Annotated in this window: 11 protein-coding genes; 5 read left to right on the forward strand and 6 right to left on the reverse strand. The window is 72.1% G+C overall.

Annotated features, from left to right (window positions below; genetic code table 11):
* The 3 genes from ACZ52C_RS32935 to ACZ52C_RS32945 all read right to left on the reverse strand — a co-directional run bounded on the left by ACZ52C_RS32935 (window position 1) and on the right by ACZ52C_RS32945 (window position 4,548).
* A complete protein-coding gene (locus ACZ52C_RS32935) occupies window positions 1-1,335 on the reverse strand; it encodes an ABC transporter substrate-binding protein (protein ID WP_469078198.1) in 1,335 nt (444 codons plus the stop codon).
* Window positions 1,336-1,436: 101 nt separating this feature from the next.
* Window positions 1,437-3,083 carry a glycoside hydrolase family 13 protein gene (locus ACZ52C_RS32940; RefSeq protein ID WP_469078199.1) on the reverse strand — a complete coding sequence of 549 codons (1,647 nt, stop codon included), beginning with the start codon at window positions 3,081-3,083 and terminating at the stop codon, window positions 1,437-1,439.
* A gap of 199 nt (window positions 3,084-3,282) precedes the next feature.
* Window positions 3,283-4,548 (reverse strand): ABC transporter substrate-binding protein, encoded by a 1,266-nt coding sequence (locus ACZ52C_RS32945; RefSeq protein ID WP_469078200.1) that lies wholly within the window; start codon window positions 4,546-4,548, stop codon window positions 3,283-3,285.
* A 124-nt stretch (window positions 4,549-4,672) separates the two neighbouring features.
* Here ACZ52C_RS32945 and ACZ52C_RS32950 point away from each other — a divergent pair, with 124 nt between their 5' ends.
* The 3 genes from ACZ52C_RS32950 to ACZ52C_RS32960 are packed head-to-tail and all read left to right on the forward strand — an operon-like array spanning window position 4,673 to window position 8,247.
* Window positions 4,673-5,191 carry a PadR family transcriptional regulator gene (locus ACZ52C_RS32950; RefSeq protein ID WP_033528774.1) on the forward strand — a complete coding sequence of 173 codons (519 nt, stop codon included), beginning with the start codon at window positions 4,673-4,675 and terminating at the stop codon, window positions 5,189-5,191.
* Window positions 5,188-5,937, forward strand: coding sequence for an ABC transporter ATP-binding protein (locus ACZ52C_RS32955; RefSeq protein WP_469078201.1), 750 nt, complete (start codon window positions 5,188-5,190; stop codon window positions 5,935-5,937). Before ACZ52C_RS32950 ends, ACZ52C_RS32955 begins: the two co-directional genes overlap by 4 nt.
* A 3-nt stretch (window positions 5,938-5,940) precedes the next feature.
* Window positions 5,941-8,247: an ABC transporter permease gene (locus tag ACZ52C_RS32960; protein ID WP_469078202.1), complete on the forward strand. Its 2,307-nt coding sequence runs from the start codon at window positions 5,941-5,943 to the stop codon at window positions 8,245-8,247.
* Window positions 8,248-8,270: 23 nt separating this feature from the next.
* On the opposite strand, the gene ACZ52C_RS32965 is transcribed toward ACZ52C_RS32960, so the two are convergent.
* Window positions 8,271-9,446 (reverse strand): phospholipase D-like domain-containing protein, encoded by a 1,176-nt coding sequence (locus ACZ52C_RS32965; protein WP_469078203.1) that lies wholly within the window; start codon window positions 9,444-9,446, stop codon window positions 8,271-8,273.
* Window positions 9,447-9,493: 47 nt separating this feature from the next.
* Window positions 9,494-10,654, reverse strand: a complete 1,161-nt coding sequence (locus ACZ52C_RS32970; RefSeq protein ID WP_469078204.1) for a PP2C family protein-serine/threonine phosphatase — start codon at window positions 10,652-10,654, stop codon at window positions 9,494-9,496.
* 289 nt (window positions 10,655-10,943) lie between these two features.
* On the opposite strand from ACZ52C_RS32970, the gene ACZ52C_RS32975 reads away from it, so the two are divergent.
* Entirely contained in the window at window positions 10,944-12,239 is a 1,296-nt protein-coding gene (locus ACZ52C_RS32975) for a ferredoxin reductase family protein (protein WP_469078235.1), read from the forward strand.
* Window positions 12,240-12,480: 241 nt separating this feature from the next.
* Window positions 12,481-13,605: a GH12 family glycosyl hydrolase domain-containing protein gene (locus tag ACZ52C_RS32980; protein WP_469078205.1), complete on the forward strand. Its 1,125-nt coding sequence runs from the start codon at window positions 12,481-12,483 to the stop codon at window positions 13,603-13,605.
* A gap of 111 nt (window positions 13,606-13,716) precedes the next feature.
* Here the strand turns inward: ACZ52C_RS32980 and ACZ52C_RS32985 are convergent, their stop codons facing one another.
* Complete coding sequence (locus ACZ52C_RS32985; protein ID WP_469078206.1) at window positions 13,717-14,676, reverse strand: CE1 family esterase; 960 nt, start codon at window positions 14,674-14,676, stop codon at window positions 13,717-13,719.
* Between the last annotated feature and the right edge of the window lie 3 nt (window positions 14,677-14,679).

Raw genomic sequence — 14,679 nt, forward strand, 5'->3', positions numbered from 1 at the left:
TCAGTCCTTGTGGGCCTTGGCCGCGGCGTTCTCCAGCCGGTCCGCGGTCGCCTCCGGGTCGGAGGGGTCACGCAGGAAGTCCTGGAGGATCTTCCACTCCCCCGCGCCCTTGGTCCCGCCGAACGCGGCCGGTGCCTGGTCGGACATGTCGAAGCGGACCGTGTCCCCGGCCGCGATCAGGGACTTGGCGGTGGTACGGGTGACGTCGTCGCCGTAGGCGGAGAGGTCGAGTCCCTTGTTCGGGGACAGGAAGCCGCCCGCCTCCGCCCACACGGCGGCGGCCTCGGGGGTCGCCAGGTACTCCAGGAGGGCCATGCCGGCCTCGGTGTTCTTGCCGTCCTTCAGGACGACGGCCGCGTCACCGCCGCTGACCACGGGCGCCTTCCCGCCGCCGACCGGCGGGAAGGGGAAGAAGTCCGCGTCCTCGCCGATCTTGCGGCCGAACTGGTCCTTGGCGACACCGGCGACGAAGTCGCCCTCGTAGACCATGCCGGCCTCGGGCTCGGGCCCGAAGACCTTCTCGACGGAGCCGGGGAAGTCGGTGTTCAGGGCGCCCTTCTGTCCGCCCGCCAGGAGCTGCTCGTCCGAGAACAGGTCGCCGAGAGTGGTGAGGGCGTCGACCACGCTCCGGTCGGTCCACTTCAGCTCGTGTGCGGCGAGGGCGTCGTACTTCTCGGGCCCGGCCTGGGAGAGGTAGACGTTCTCGAACCAGTCGGTGAGCGTCCAGCCGTCCTGTCCGGCGACGGAGAACGCGGCGAGGCCCGAGTCGGAGACGGTCCGCCCGGCCTTCAGCATCTCCTCGTACGTCTTCGGCGGCTGGACGCCGGCCTGGTCGAGGGCGTCGGGGCTGTACCAGACGGTCGACTTGTGGGCCGCCTTGAAGTACAGGCCGTAGAGGGTGTCGTCGACGCTGCCGTAGTCCTTCCAGACGTCGGCGTAGTGGGCGTCGACGGACTTGGTCGCGGCGGCGGACAGCGGCTTGAGCCAGCCCGCCTCGGCGAACTGCTGGAGCACGCCGACCTGCGGGACCATCACCACGTCGGGGGCGTTGCCGCCCTCGATCTTGCTGCCGACGACGGTGGAGACGTTGTCGCCGGTGGAGACGAACTGGGTCTTGGCGCCGGTCTTCTCGGTGAAGGCGTCCAGGACCTTCTGGAAGTTCTTCTGCTCGGTGCCGGACCAGACGCCGGCGACGGAGACGGTCTGGCCGTCGAGCGTCCTGTCTCCGCCGCCCGCGGCGACGGGCCCCCCTCCCCCGCACGCGGTCGCGCCGAGCGCCAGCGTGAGGACGAGGGCGCTACAGCTCGCGGGCAGGGTGGTACGTGGTCGCATCATCGTCGATGTCCCTTCGGAAAGTGTCGCAAGGTGATGGAGCGGGCGGCCGGGACGGATCACGGCCGGTGCGGAGGGTGCTGGGGGTGAGGGGGGTGTGGGGCTCAGGAAGCGGTGTCGTCGCCGATCCACCAGGCGGCCGTGGCGCCGGGGAGGACCCCGGCCGGGCAGGGGCCACTGGACAGCAGCGGGGTGCCGGGGACGGGCGCCGACGCGGGTGCCGTACCGAAGTTGACCGCGCAGACGAGGCCGTCGCCGCGGACGAAGCCGAGGACGTCGGGCTGGGTGTCCAGCCAGCGCAGCGATCCCTCGCCCAACTGGGGCAGGGCCGCGCGCAGTTGCAGTCCGTCGCGGTACAGGTGCCAGAAGGAGCGGGTGTCGGCGAGGGCGCGGTCGGTGGCGTACTCGGCGAAGTAGTCGGGCTGCGGCAGCCAGGGCTTGGCGCCCTCGACTCCGGAGGTGAAGCCGAAGGGTGAGGCCTGTCCGGACCACGGCAGCGGGACGCGGCAGCCGTCGCGGATGCGGGCGCGGCTTCCGGTGCGGCGGAAGATGGGGTCGGTGAGCACGTCGTCGGGCAGGTCGACCACCTCGGGCAGGCCCAGCTCCTCGCCCTGGTAGATGTACGCCGCGCCGGGCAGGGCCAGCATCAGCAGGGCGGCGGCGCGGGCGCGGGCGGCGCCGAGGCCGCTGCCCTCGGTGGCCGGTTCGCCGTAGCGGGTGACGGTGCGGACCTGGTCGTGGTTGTTCAGGACCCAGGTGACGGTCGAGCCGGTGCCGGCGATGTCCTGCATGGCCTCGGTGATGACCTTGCGGAAGGCGTCGGCGTCCCAGGAGGCGCTCAGCAGGTCGAAGAAGAAGGCCTGGTGCAGTTCGTCGGGGCGGACGTACCGGGCGTGTTCGCGGGCCGTCGGGACGGAGACCTCGCCGACCAGGAGCCGTTCGCGGCCGTCGTGCGCGGTGTACTCCTCGCACACCGCGCGCCAGTGCCGCCACACGTCGTGGACCTCGGGCTGGTTCCAGGCGAGCGGGTTGACCGAGTCGCGGGTGCGGGCGTCGGCCTCGGGGTCCGGGGAGTCGGGCAGTTCGGGGTGCTTGAAGAGCCCGGCGGCGACGTCGATGCGGAAGCCGTCGACGCCCCGGTCGAGCCAGAAACGCAGGACGCCGTCGAAGTACGCGCCGACCTCGGCGTCACGCCAGTTCCAGTCGGGCTGCTCGGGCGTGAACATGTGCAGGTACCACTGGCCGGGGCGGCCGTCGGTCTCGGTGACGCGGGACCAGGCGGGGCCGCCGAACATGGCGTGCCAGTTGTTGGGCGGTTCGGCGCCGTCCGGTCCCCGGCCGTCGGCGAAGTGGAAGCGGGAGCGGGCCGCGCCGCCGGGCGGTGCGACGAGCGCCTCGCGGAACCAGGGGTGCTCGCTGGAGCAGTGGTTGGGGACGATGTCGAGCAGCACCTTGATGCCCAGCCGCCGGGCGTCCGCCACGAGCAGGTCGAACTCGGCGAGGTCGCCGAAGAGCGGGTCGACGTCGCGGTAGTCGGCGACGTCGTAGCCGTGGTCGTGCTGCGGCGAGGGGTAGAAGGGGCTCAGCCAGATCCCGTCGACGCCCAGTTTCCTCAGGTACGGCAGTCCGGCCCTGACCCCGGCGAGATCGCCGACGCCGTCGCCCGTGCTGTCCAGGAAGCTGCGGACGTACACCTGGTAGATCACTGCGTCGCGCCACCAGCGACGTGTGTCGATGTGCTTGGAGCTCACCCGTTGACCTGTCTGTGCGACCTGACGGTTATGCATGCATGTTAGGTAGGGATGTCGCGGAGGTGTCAACGAGTCGACGGAAGCTACCGGGAAGTCGGGGAGACAAATAAGGATTTATCAGGGCAGCTGAATGCCATGTGAGACATCCGCGTTACCTAACATGTAACTAGGGAGGGGTGAGCGATGGCCTAGGGGTCCCCTAGCCGCGGGAGATCGCCGCGAGTTCGCGGGTCAGTCGGCGCACGGACTCCTCGGGGGTCCGGTGTCCGGCCATGGCGTCGTGCACGACCGCCTGCACGACCATGCTGACCTGGTCGTACCGCGGGCTCTTCGGCCGGGGCGCCGCCGCGAGAACGCTCGCGCGCAGCGTCGGCAGGTACGGGAACTCGCGCACCAGCTCCGGGTCCTCGTACAGCTCCGCGCGTACGGGAGGCAGCGCGCCCCGGGTGAGGACCTGCCGCTGGACGCGCTCGCCGGTGAGGTACGCGATCAGGCGCGCGGCGGTGTCGGGGTGCTCGGCGTGGCTGCTGACGGCCAGGTTGGAGCCGCCGAGCACACTGGTGCCGGGGCCGTTCGGGCCGGGCAGCGGCACGGCGCCGATCTTCCCGGCGACCGCGGAGCCCTCGGCGGAGGCGCTGACGTAGGCGTAGGGCCAGTTGCGCAGGAAGAGCAGCCGGCCGTCCTGGAACGCCTGTCTGGACTCCTCCTCCTTGTACTCCAGCGCCTCCCGGGGGATCCAGCCCTCGCGCACACCGCGGGCGAGGAAGCCGATCCCCTCGCGTGCCGCCGAGCCGACGGTGACGCGTTCGCCCTCGTCGCCGAGGATGGTGCCGCCCGCCGAGTACACGGCCTCGGCCGCGTTGACGGTGAGGCCCTCGTAGGGCAGGAACTGGCCCGCGTAGCCGCCGAGTCCGTGCCGGGGCGCGACGGTCTTCGCCGAGCGTTCCAGTTCGGCCCAGGTGCGCGGCGGCGGGACGCCCTCCGCCGCGAGGACGTCCGAGCGGTAGAGGAGGAGGCCGGCGTTGGTGACGTACGGGACGGCGTAGAGCTGTCCGTCGTACGTCGCCGTGTCCACGACCGGCGGGAGGAAGCTGCCGAGCGGGAAACGGTTCCTCGGCAGCGGGCGGATCCAGTCGGCGGCGGCGAACTCCGAGGTCCAGGTGACGTCGATGTTGAGCACGTCGAACCGGCCGCGCGCGCCGGCGCGCAGATCGGTGATCATCTGGGCGCGGGTCTCGTCGGCGGAGTCCGGCAGTTCGACGAGGGTGACCTTCTCCCCGGGGTGGGCGCGGTTCCAGCCCGCGAGGAGCGGGCCGAGATAGCCGGTGAGATCGCCCGCGGTGGCGAGGGTCAGCGGACCCCGGCCCCTGAGTCCGCCGTCGGCCTGCGCGCCGGAGGCACCGTAACCGGCCAGAACGACCGCGAGGACGAGAAGGCCCCTACCGGCGGCGCGTATCCACCGCATAGGTTCCTCCCAGTACACCGGCGCCGGGCACCGTCGCCCGGAGTCAGAGGCCATGTATACCTGTTAGGTATGGGCGATACTAGGGCCTGGAACACAATACGAGGCTGCGAGGAGGACAGCTCGAGTGCGCCTGCCCCTCCTGGCCCTGCTGGCGCGCGGCCCGGCCCACGGCTACGAGCTCAAGCAGGACCTTGAGCAACTGCTGGGCGCCGCGTACCCTCAGCCGAACGTCGGCCAGATCTATGTGACCCTCGGCCGCCTCGAGAAGTCGGGCCTGATCGAGGGCGAGGAGGTCGAGCAGTCGAGCCGGCCCAACAAGAAGATCTACCACCTCACCGACGCCGGGCGGGAGGCGCTGCGCGCCTGGTACGAGGAGACGGCGGACGAGCCGCGGGTCAGGGACGAGTTCTTCATGAAGCTCGCGCTCGCCCCGCAGACCGGTCTCGCCGACCAGATCGCCCTCATCAACAGACAACGGCGCCACTACCTGAACACCATGCGCAACCTGTCGAAGCTCTCCACAGCCGAGAACGGCCGGGACAACCGTGTCTCCCGGCTGCTGATCGAGGGCGCCATGCTGCACCTCCAGGCCGACCTCGACTGGCTGGAGCGCTGCCAGGAGGAACTGGAGGAGCCTCGGTGAGCGACGCCCCCATCCCTGTGCTGCGGGCCGAGGGCCTCGTCAAGACCCACCACGGGCAGGGCGCCCCCGCCCATGCCGTGCGCGGAGTGGACCTGTGCGTGCGGGAGGGCGAGTTCGTGGCCGTCACCGGTCCGTCCGGGGCGGGCAAGTCGACGTTGCTGCATCTGCTGGGCGGGCTCCAGCGGCCGGACAGCGGCAGCATCTGGCTGGGCGGTGAGCGCACCGACGACTACAGCGAGGCGCGCTGGGCCGTGGAGCGCCGACGCCGCATCGGCATCGTGTTCCAGTTCTTCAACCTGGTCTCGGACCTGTCCGTCGCGGACAACGTGGAACTGCCGGCGCTGCTGGCCGGGGTCTCCGCCAGACGGGCGCGCGCCGAGCGCGAGGAGCTGCTGGCCGAGCTGGGGCTCACCGGCAAGGAGCGCAGCATGCCGGGCGAGCTCTCCGGCGGCGAGCAGCAGCGGGTCGCGCTCGCCCGCGCCCTGGTGAACCGTCCGCCGCTGCTGCTGGCCGACGAGCCGGCGGGCAGTCTGGACAGCAAGGGCACCCGCGAGGTGACGCGGGTGCTGTCCCGTTTCCACCGGCGGGGGCAGACGATCCTCCTGGTCACGCACGACGCACGGCTGGCGAGTGCGGCCGACCGGGTCATCAGCTTCTTCGACGGCCGCATCGCCGACGACGTCGAGCTGGACGGCACGCCGACGCCCCGCGCGGGGGTCCCCGCCGTGCTGGAGCTGAAGGACTGACCCATGCGAGCCATGTTGCGCTGGGCGCACTCGGACCTGCGGACCCATCGCGGCGAGGCGCTGTTCCTGGTCCTCGCCACCGTCGGCATCGTCGCCTCCCTGCTGCTGGCGGCGGCGCTCTTCGGCTATGCGACGAACCCCTGGCAGCGGGTCTTCACCCAGTCCCGGGGCGCCCATGTGTGGATCCACACCGCCGCCTCCGCCGAAGCCGCCGACCTCGGCGCGTTGGACGACCTGGACGGGGTCGAGGCGGTGGCGGGCCCCTACCCCACCTCCGCCACCACGATCGCCACCCGGGGCACGCGCGCCCCGGTCGAGCTGCGCGGCACCGGCGAGCGGCCCGACACCGGCCGCCCGCTGCTCACCTCCGGCCGCTGGCTGGATCCCGGCAGGCCCGACGGGGTGGTGCTGGAGAGCGGCCTGGCACAGGCGCTGCTGGCCGGCCCCGGGGACGTCCTGACCCTGCCGGGCGGCGACCCCAGGACCCTGACCGTCCTCGGTGTCGCCGACAGCGCCGAGCCCGGCTACCGCAAGGGCGAGCGGCCCGGCCTGGTCTGGGCGCCGCCGTCCGCCCTGCCCCGTACCGGCTCCGCGGGCGGTCAGGTGATCGGGCTGCGGCTGACCGACCCCGACGCCACCGACTACGCCGTCCAGCGTGCCGTCACCCTGCTCGGCGCCGACGCCGTCAGCGAGGTCTCCTCCTGGCAGCAGGCGCGGTCCGAGGCCCAGGGCGACGACCGGCTGCTCGGGCAGGTGCTGGGACTGTTCGGACTGGGCGCTCTGGTCGCCGCGGGACTCGCCGTGCACGGCGCGATCGGCACCCGGGTCCGGGGGCATCTGCGGGACATCTCGATCCTGAAGGCGATCGGTTTCACCCCCGGCCAGCTGGTGCGTGTCTTCCTGCTCCAGCACCTGGCCTACGCCCTGCTGGGCGCCGTGGCCGCGGCCGCGCTCACCGAGGCGCTGGGGCCCCGGACGCCGGGGCGGCTCGGGGACGCGGTCGGCGTGTGGCAGGGGTTGCCGGGACACACGGCGGCGCTCGTGGCGGTGCCGGTGGCGGTGGTGCTGTTCATCGGCGCGACCACCGGCCTCGCGGCCTGGCGGGCGGGGCGGGTTCCGCCGGTGCCGGTGCCCCGGGCCGCCGCCCCGGCCGGCGGCCGCCTGTCGGCGACGGCGCGCCGGGCGCTGGCCCTGGGGCTGCCGCCCGCGCTGGTCCTCGGCTGGCACAAGGCGTTCACCCGTCGGCCGCGCACCCTGGCCACGATCGCCCGGCTCGCGCTGCCGTTGACGCTGGTCGTGGTGGCGATGAGCGCGTGGACGACCATCGACCGCTTCCACACCCGCCCCGAGCAGCTGGGGATGCCCGCCGCGCTGACCGTGCGCGCCGACGACCGTACGGACGCGCCGGCGACGCGGGCCCTGTTGTCCCGCCATCCCGAGGTGACCGCCGCCCGTCCCGGTGTGGAGGTGGCCGCGCTGGTGCCGGGTCAGACGGCCACGATCGCGCTGCGCGGACTCGGCACGGACGCGGACCCCTACCCCTTCGCGCTCGCCGAGGGCCGTACCGCGCGGGGGCCCGACGAGGCGGTGGCCGGGCAGGGGCTGCTGGATCTGCTGGACGTACGTGTCGGCGACTGGGTGCGCATGACGGTGGGCGGCCGTCCGCAGATCCTGCACATCGTGGGCCGCAGCATCGAACCGGACAACGCCGGCCGCGTCATCTCCACCTCCCTCGACACCCTCCGGGAGAACGACCCCCGACTGCGCCCCACGCTCTACCAGTTGCGGCTGCGTCCCGGCGCCGATCCGCACGCGGTCGCCGCCGAGCTGACCGACGCGGCGGGCCGGGGGCAGCTGGACGTGCACGCGGTGACGAACCCCGCCGACGGACTCTCGCCGCTGCGAGGTGTCGTCGTCGGACTGCTGGGCGTACTCGCGCTCATCGGGCTCGTCGAACTGCTCACCGTCATCGGTGGCACCGTGCGCGAGGGCGAACGGGACCTGCTGGCGCTCAAGGCGGCGGGGCTGTCACCGCGGCAGATCACCGCGATCACGGTGACCGCCACGGGCTGCACGGCCCTGGCCGCGGTCGCGGTCGCCCTGGCGCTGGGTCTCCCCCTCGCGCGATGGCTGATCGACGCCCAGGGCCGGTCGAGCGGCATCGGGGCCGGTATCGCGCAGGGCCCCTCCCTCGTGGCGCTGTCCGCCTTCGGGGCGGCGGCGCTCCTGGGGGCGCTGGCCCTCGCCGCCGTACCCGCGGCCCGCGCCTCCCGCCGGCGCCTCGCGGACACGCTGAGCGCGGTGGCGTAGCGACGGCCGGCCCCTGCCGCCGGTCACAGGAAGCGGCGGATGGGCTGTACGGCTGCTTCCTGTGCTCGTTGCAGGAGAGAGCGCCGCTTCCAGCGGCCGGGCCGGATCGGATCGCTCGACGCGAGGTCCGCCTCGAAGTGCGCGTCGAGGGTGCGGGTGAACTCCTCGTCGAGCACGGCCAGCATGATCTCCTCGTCGTGGTCGAGGGAGCGCCGGTTGAAGTTGGTCGAACCGATCAGCGCGGTGACCCCGTCGACGGTGACCACCTTGGCGTGCATCATCGTCGGCCGGTACTGGTGGATCTTCACCCCGCAGGCGGTCAGCTCGTCGTAGTGGTGCTGGCCGGCCAGTCGGCAGACGCGCTTGTCGGTGTGGGTGCCCGGGAGGAGGATCTCCACCCGCACCCCGCGCCGGGCGGTGGCGCACAGCAGGTCGACGAAGTACACGTCCGGCGCGAAGTAGGCGGTGGCCAGGCGGAAGCGTTCCTCGGCGGACTCCAACATGACGCGCATCAGCGTCTGCATGTCCTGCCAGCCGAGGCTGGCCGAGCCGCGCACCACCTGGACGACGGACCCGCCCTGCGGGCGGTGCTCGATGAACCGGTCGCGTTCGTCGAAGAGTTCGTCGTGGCACTCGGCCCAGTTCTGCGCGAACGCGGCGGCCAGGCCGTCCACCGCGGGCCCGCGGACCTCGACGTGCGTGTCGCGCCACTCGGTCTCGTCGCGCGCGTCGCCGCACCACTCCTGGGCTATGCCCACCCCGCCGGTGAACGCGGTCTCCTCGTCGACGACGAGCACCTTGCGGTGGCAGCGGTGGTTCTGTTTGAGCGGGGACAGGTACAGCGGTTTGCGGAACCAGGCCACCTGCACGCCGGCCCGCTCCATCGTCCGGAGCTGCTCGGTCTCGATCAGCCGGCTGCCGAAGCCGTCCAGCAGCAGTCGTACCCGTACCCCGGCACGGGCCCGTTCGGCGAGGGCGTGGGCGAACTCGCGGGCGATGTCCCCCCTCCAGTAGACGAACGTCATCATGTCCACCGTGTGCCGGGCACGGTGGATCGCACCCAGCATCGCCGGGAAGATCTCGTCTCCGTTGCGGAGCACGGTGAGCGCGTTGCCCTCGGTCGCCGCGACCCCTGTCAGGCGTTCCAGCCGTCGGCGCAGGCGCAGGACACGGTCGTCGACGGGGTGCGTGATGGTCATGGCGGTCGGCTTCTTCCTCGTGTCGCCCCGCGGGGCGTCGGCGGCTCTCATTCGGGGTTGCCGTGCCAGTCCAGCACCAGGACCGTGGCGTCGTCCCTGAGGTGACCGTGGCAGGCGTCGAGCACCGCGGCGGTCAGGCTGCGGACGACCTCTCTCGGGTGCAGCGCGCGGGTCTCCAGCAGGACCGCCTCCAGATCGGCGGCCGCTGCCCCGCGGTCCTGCATCCCGTCGGTGAGCAGGATCAGACGGTCGCCGGGTCTCAGGCTCAGTTTCTGTAGGCGGTAAGGGATGGGCGCCGACACTCCGAAGGGCAGGTTGACGGCGAGTTCGACCTCTTCGACGGTGCCGTCCCGCAACCGCAGGGGCCAGGGGTGCCCGGCGTTGACCACTTCACACACGCCGGTCGCGAGATCGACGCACAGCAACTGTCCCGTGGCCAGGCCCCGGCTGTGACGCAGCAGGGCCTGATGGGCGTGGTCGGCCTGGCTGAGGGCGTCGCAGCCGCCGCGGCGCGCCTGTCGCAGCGCGCCCACCAACAACGTGGCGAGCAGGGCGGATTGCGTGTCGTGGCCCATGGCGTCGGTGATGGACAGGTGGAGGGTGTCACGGTCGAGCGTGTAGTCGTAGGTGTCGCCCCCGATGTCGTCGGCCGGGACGAGGCCGGCGGCCAGGGTGAACTGGGCCGCCTCGCAACAGGGGGCCGAGGGAAGCAGCTGGTGCTGGATCTCCGCGGCCAGGCTGGTACGGGTCGTGCGTCTGCCGAGGTGGTAGAGATCGGTGAAGCGGCGGTCGGTGACGATGATGTAGGCCAGTGCGTGTGCCGCGTCGCGGACCTGCCGGAGCACGGTGTCCGCGATGTTCGGCAGGGTCACCTCCAGGAGGCCGATGCAGTCACCGCGGTTGGTGACCGGCGTGACGACCCGCTGTCCGCCCTGCCCGTCGGGTTCCACGTGCTGGCGCTGGCTCCGCAGCACGTCGTCGTAGACGCTGCCGTGCAGATCGATCGGCTCGGCCTGGTCCACGATGTCGCCGTCGGCCGCGACGAGTCGTACCAGTCGTTGCCCCATGAGGTCGACGAACAGGAAGGACACCCGCTGCGCGCCGAGCCGCTTCTGCAGATCGTGCGCCACCACTTCGACGGAATCACCGGGCGGGGCCGCCTCCGCAGCGGTCAGCAATTCGCCCAGTTCCAGGTCTGCACCTTCCACGACAACCTCCGATCGGTTGCCGCACCTTCTTCCCCGAGTTCTCGTGACATCACCCGAGGTGCCCGCGGAGCGACTCTCGCCACACCGTCAGGAACCGGTCGGGCCCCAGCGGGGTCTACTTCTTGCCACGTTCCATATTCTTGCCCCGCCCAGGGGCCGGATCGGATCGGGACGCCCGGTCCTCCCGACCTCTTCGGGAGCGGGCGGCAGTGCGTCACAGGAACCGGAGGGGGCAGCGGTGGAGGCGACGAGTACACGGGTGCGGCACGGGACCATACCTCCCGTGACCATGGCGCGGTGGGCGCTGTGGACGTTCGTCATCGTCAATCTGGCGATCGTCGAGTTCTTGTTCCTCACCTCGGGCGCGGGCAAGAACGGGGTGCTCACGGTCGCCAAGTTCTTCGGTCTGCACGCCGCCGTGCTGATGCTGTTCCAGCTGCTGCTGGTGGCCCGGCTGCCGTGGCTGGACCGTCGTATCGGCATGGACCGGCTGACGGTGTGGCACCGGTGGGTCGGCTTCACCCTGCTGTGGACCCTGCTCACCCACGCCGTGCTGGTGGTGCTGGGTTACGCGAGGCTCGACGACGCGTCGATGACGAAGACCTTCCTCGCGCTGGCCGGAGTGCCGGCCTCGCTGCTCGGGGTGCTGGCCGCGGCGGTCGTCGTGGTGGTCGCCGCGGTCTCCGCCCGCGCGGTGCGCCGGCGGCTGCGCTACGAGACGTGGCACGGGCTGCATCTGCTGCTGTACCTGGCGTTGGGGCTGGCGTTCGTGCACCAGCTGCTGGAGACCACGACGTTCAGCTCCTCCGCGTTCGCGTGGACGTACTGGTGGGCGCTGTGGCTGTTCGCGTTCGGTGCCCTGGTCGTGGGCCGGATCGGGCTGCCGGTGTGGCGCAACGCCCGGCACCGGTTCCGGGTCGCGGCGGTCGTACGGGAGTCGGACGACGTGGTGTCGGTGCATGTCACCGGCCGGCACCTCGACCGGCTGCCGGCCCGGGCCGGGCAGTTCTGCGTCTGGCGGTTCCCCGGGCACAACCACTGGTGGCTCGCCAACCCGTTCTCGCTGTCGGCGGCGCCGGACGGCCGGACGCTGCGGCTGACCGCCAAGGCGGTGGGCAGCACCAGCGCCGGACTGCGTGATCTCCCCGTCGGCAGCCGCGCGTTCGTCGAGGGGCCGTACGGGGCGTTCACCTCGTTGCACCGGACGCGCCCGGGGGTCCTGCTGATCGCGGGCGGGGTGGGGATCACCCCGGTGCGGTCCCTGCTGGAGGAGCAGCCGGCGGGCGACGTGGTCGTGCTCTACCGGGTGCGCGGTGAGAGCGACGCCGTGCTGGTGGACGAGGTGCGCGCCCTGGTCGGGGCGCGTGGCGGGCGACTGCACCTGCTCACCGGTCGCACGGGGGAGGGAACACCGCCGTTCGAGCCGTTCGAGCCGAACGGTCTGCGGGCCCTGGTCCCCGACATCGCCGAACGCGATGTGTATGTCTGCGGGCCGCCCGCGATGACCTCGGCCGTGCTGCGCGCGATGCGTGAACTGGCGGTCCCCCGGCGGCAGGTGCACGCGGAACGGTTCGGCCTGGCCTGACGTCGCGGCGGTCGCTCAGCCGCGCCGTGCGTCCCGGTGCCGACAGGGTCCCTGTCGGCACCGAGGGACCGCGCCGGCGACGTCCGCTCGTACGACGAGTCGCCGCAACAGGGTTGTCAGGGGCATGCCCGCACTCCTACAGTCCGGAACAGAACGGAAATGGGAGCGCTCCCAGACGGGGGAACCGAGGAGCGCCCGTGCCACCCCCACGTCCCGGCCGTACCTCCGAAAGAGGTCCCCCATGCGACCGTCACCCCCTCTCCCGCGCACCGCGCGCGGCGCGTTGGCCGCGCTGCTCACCGCGCTCGCGACCCTCGCGGCACTCTTCACCGCCACGCCACCGGCCCAGGCCGACACGACCGTCTGCGAGCAGTACGGATCGAGCGTGATCCAGGGTCGCTACGTCGTCCAGAACAACCGCTGGGGAACCGGCTGGCCCCAGTGCGTCACCACCACCGACACCGGCTTCCGGGTCACCCGGGCCGACGGCTCCGTCCCCACCGACGGCGCCCCGAAGTCGTACCCCTCCGTCTTCAACGGCTGCCACTACACCAACTGCTCGCCGGGGACCAACCTGCCCGCCCAGCTCTCCGGCATCTCCCGTGCGCCCAGCAGCATCTCGTACGGCTACGTCGGCGACGCCGTCTACAACGCCTCGTACGACATCTGGCTTGACCCGACGCCCCGTACCGACGGAGTGAACCGGACCGAGATCATGATCTGGTTCAACAAGGTGGGCCCGGTCCAGCCCATCGGCTCCCCGGTGGGCACGGCCACCGTCGGCGGGCGGTCCTGGCAGGTCTGGTCGGGCAACAACGGCGCCAACGACGTGCTGTCGTTCGTCGCCCCGTCGGCGATCGCGAGCTGGAGCTTCGACGTGATGAACTTCGTCCGGCAGGCCGTCTCCCGGGGACTGGCGCAGAACAACTGGTACCTGACCAGCGTCCAGGCCGGCTTCGAGCCCTGGCAGAACGGCACCGGGCTGACCGTGGACTCCTTCTCGTCCACCGTCGAGACCAGCGGCAGCGGGCCGGGCACCCCGGGCGGCGCGGCCTGCGCGGTGTCGTACGCCACCACCGTGTGGCAGGGCGGCTTCACCGCGAACGTCACCGTCAGCAACACCGGTTCGGCGCCCGTCGACAACTGGCGGCTGGCCTTCACGCTGCCCTCCGGGCAGAGCGTCACCGGCGCCTGGAACGCCTCCCTCTCCGCGTCGTCGGGCGCGGTCACGGCGAGCGCGCCGACGCACAGCGCGAGCATCTCCCCGGGCGGCAGCCAGAGTTTCGGCTTCCAGGGCACCTACGGCGGCACCTTCGCCGCACCGGGCGGCTTCAGCCTGAACGGGACCGCCTGCACCCGGACCTGACGCGACCGGCGCCGGACGCCGCGCGGGCGTCCGGCGCCGGTCCCCCGGCCGAGCGAATTCGGGGCCGGGCGGGTCCGGGGCGGTGGCTGACCTGCTCGGTGGCTGCCCCGCTCACTTCGTCAAGGCCGAAGTCCCCTGTGCCGAGGGGGAGTTCCCGGCCTGCGTGAAGAACTTCCACACCTCGCCGGGCAGCCAGGTCCTGGAGCCGCTGTCACCGGTGGCGCCGTCCTGCGGGGCGGCGATGTGCCCCTCGTCGAACGCGGCCCAGGCGACCGGGCGTCCGGCGGAGCACCCCGAGTAGGTGGTGACCCGGTGCGTCAGGCTGCCACGGGCGGGCTCGGGCGGATTCTGGGCGGTGCAGCCGTTGTTCCTGACGAACCTGTCGCGCATCGTCCGTCCGCCGGAGATGCCGAGGACGGTGTCCCTGATGCCGTGCACCCCGAGGTAGGCGACCGGCTGGGTGCCGCCGGCGCACCCGCTGAGCTGACCGCCGTTCTGGACGGCGACCGCGCGGAAGACGGTGGCCCGGGAACACGCGAGCGCGTAGGTCATGGCGGCGCCGTAGCTGAATCCCAGGGCGAAGCGCTGTGCGGTGTCGACGCAGAGATCGGCCTCGATGCGCCGGATCATGTCGTCGACGAAGGTGACGTCCTCGCCCCCGTTGTTGGCCCAGCCGTTGTTGAGCCCCTGGGGCGCGACAAAGACGGCGCTGTTGCCGGCCAGCCGCTGGAGCCCGTAGTAGGACCAGGTGCCGGTCTCCACGGTCCGACCCGTGGAGACGTCGGTGGAGGTGCCGCCGAGCCAGTGGAAGCCGAGAACCAGGCGGTAGGGGCGGTTGCGGTCGTACCCGTCGGGGATCCGCAGGATGAAGCTCCTGTTCCTGCCGCCGCTCTGGATCGTGTGCGTACCACTGGTGAGGGTGGGCGCCTTGCCGCAGCCGGGGGTCGCGGCGGCGGCGCGCGCGGGAGCGGCGGTCGCGCCGGAGGCCGTGGACGGCACGGCTCCGAGGGTCAGGACGAGCAGCACCGCGAGCACGGCGGGCCGTAAGAGGGTTTTCGTCGCAGTGATCACATG

It is taken from the genome of Streptomyces sp. NPDC034049 (genome assembly GCF_055575575.1).

Coding starts and splice junctions, on each gene's coding strand:
- ACZ52C_RS32960 (WP_469078202.1), top strand. CDS start 5,941: ATGCGAGCCATGTTGCGCTGGGCGCACTCGGACCTGCGGACCCATCGC.
- ACZ52C_RS32965 (WP_469078203.1), bottom strand. CDS start 9,446: ATGACCATCACGCACCCCGTCGACGACCGTGTCCTGCGCCTGCGCCGA.
- ACZ52C_RS32975 (WP_469078235.1), top strand. CDS start 10,944: ATGGCGCGGTGGGCGCTGTGGACGTTCGTCATCGTCAATCTGGCGATC.
- ACZ52C_RS32935 (WP_469078198.1), bottom strand. CDS start 1,335: ATGATGCGACCACGTACCACCCTGCCCGCGAGCTGTAGCGCCCTCGTC.
- ACZ52C_RS32945 (WP_469078200.1), bottom strand. CDS start 4,548: ATGCGGTGGATACGCGCCGCCGGTAGGGGCCTTCTCGTCCTCGCGGTC.
- ACZ52C_RS32980 (WP_469078205.1), top strand. CDS start 12,481: ATGCGACCGTCACCCCCTCTCCCGCGCACCGCGCGCGGCGCGTTGGCC.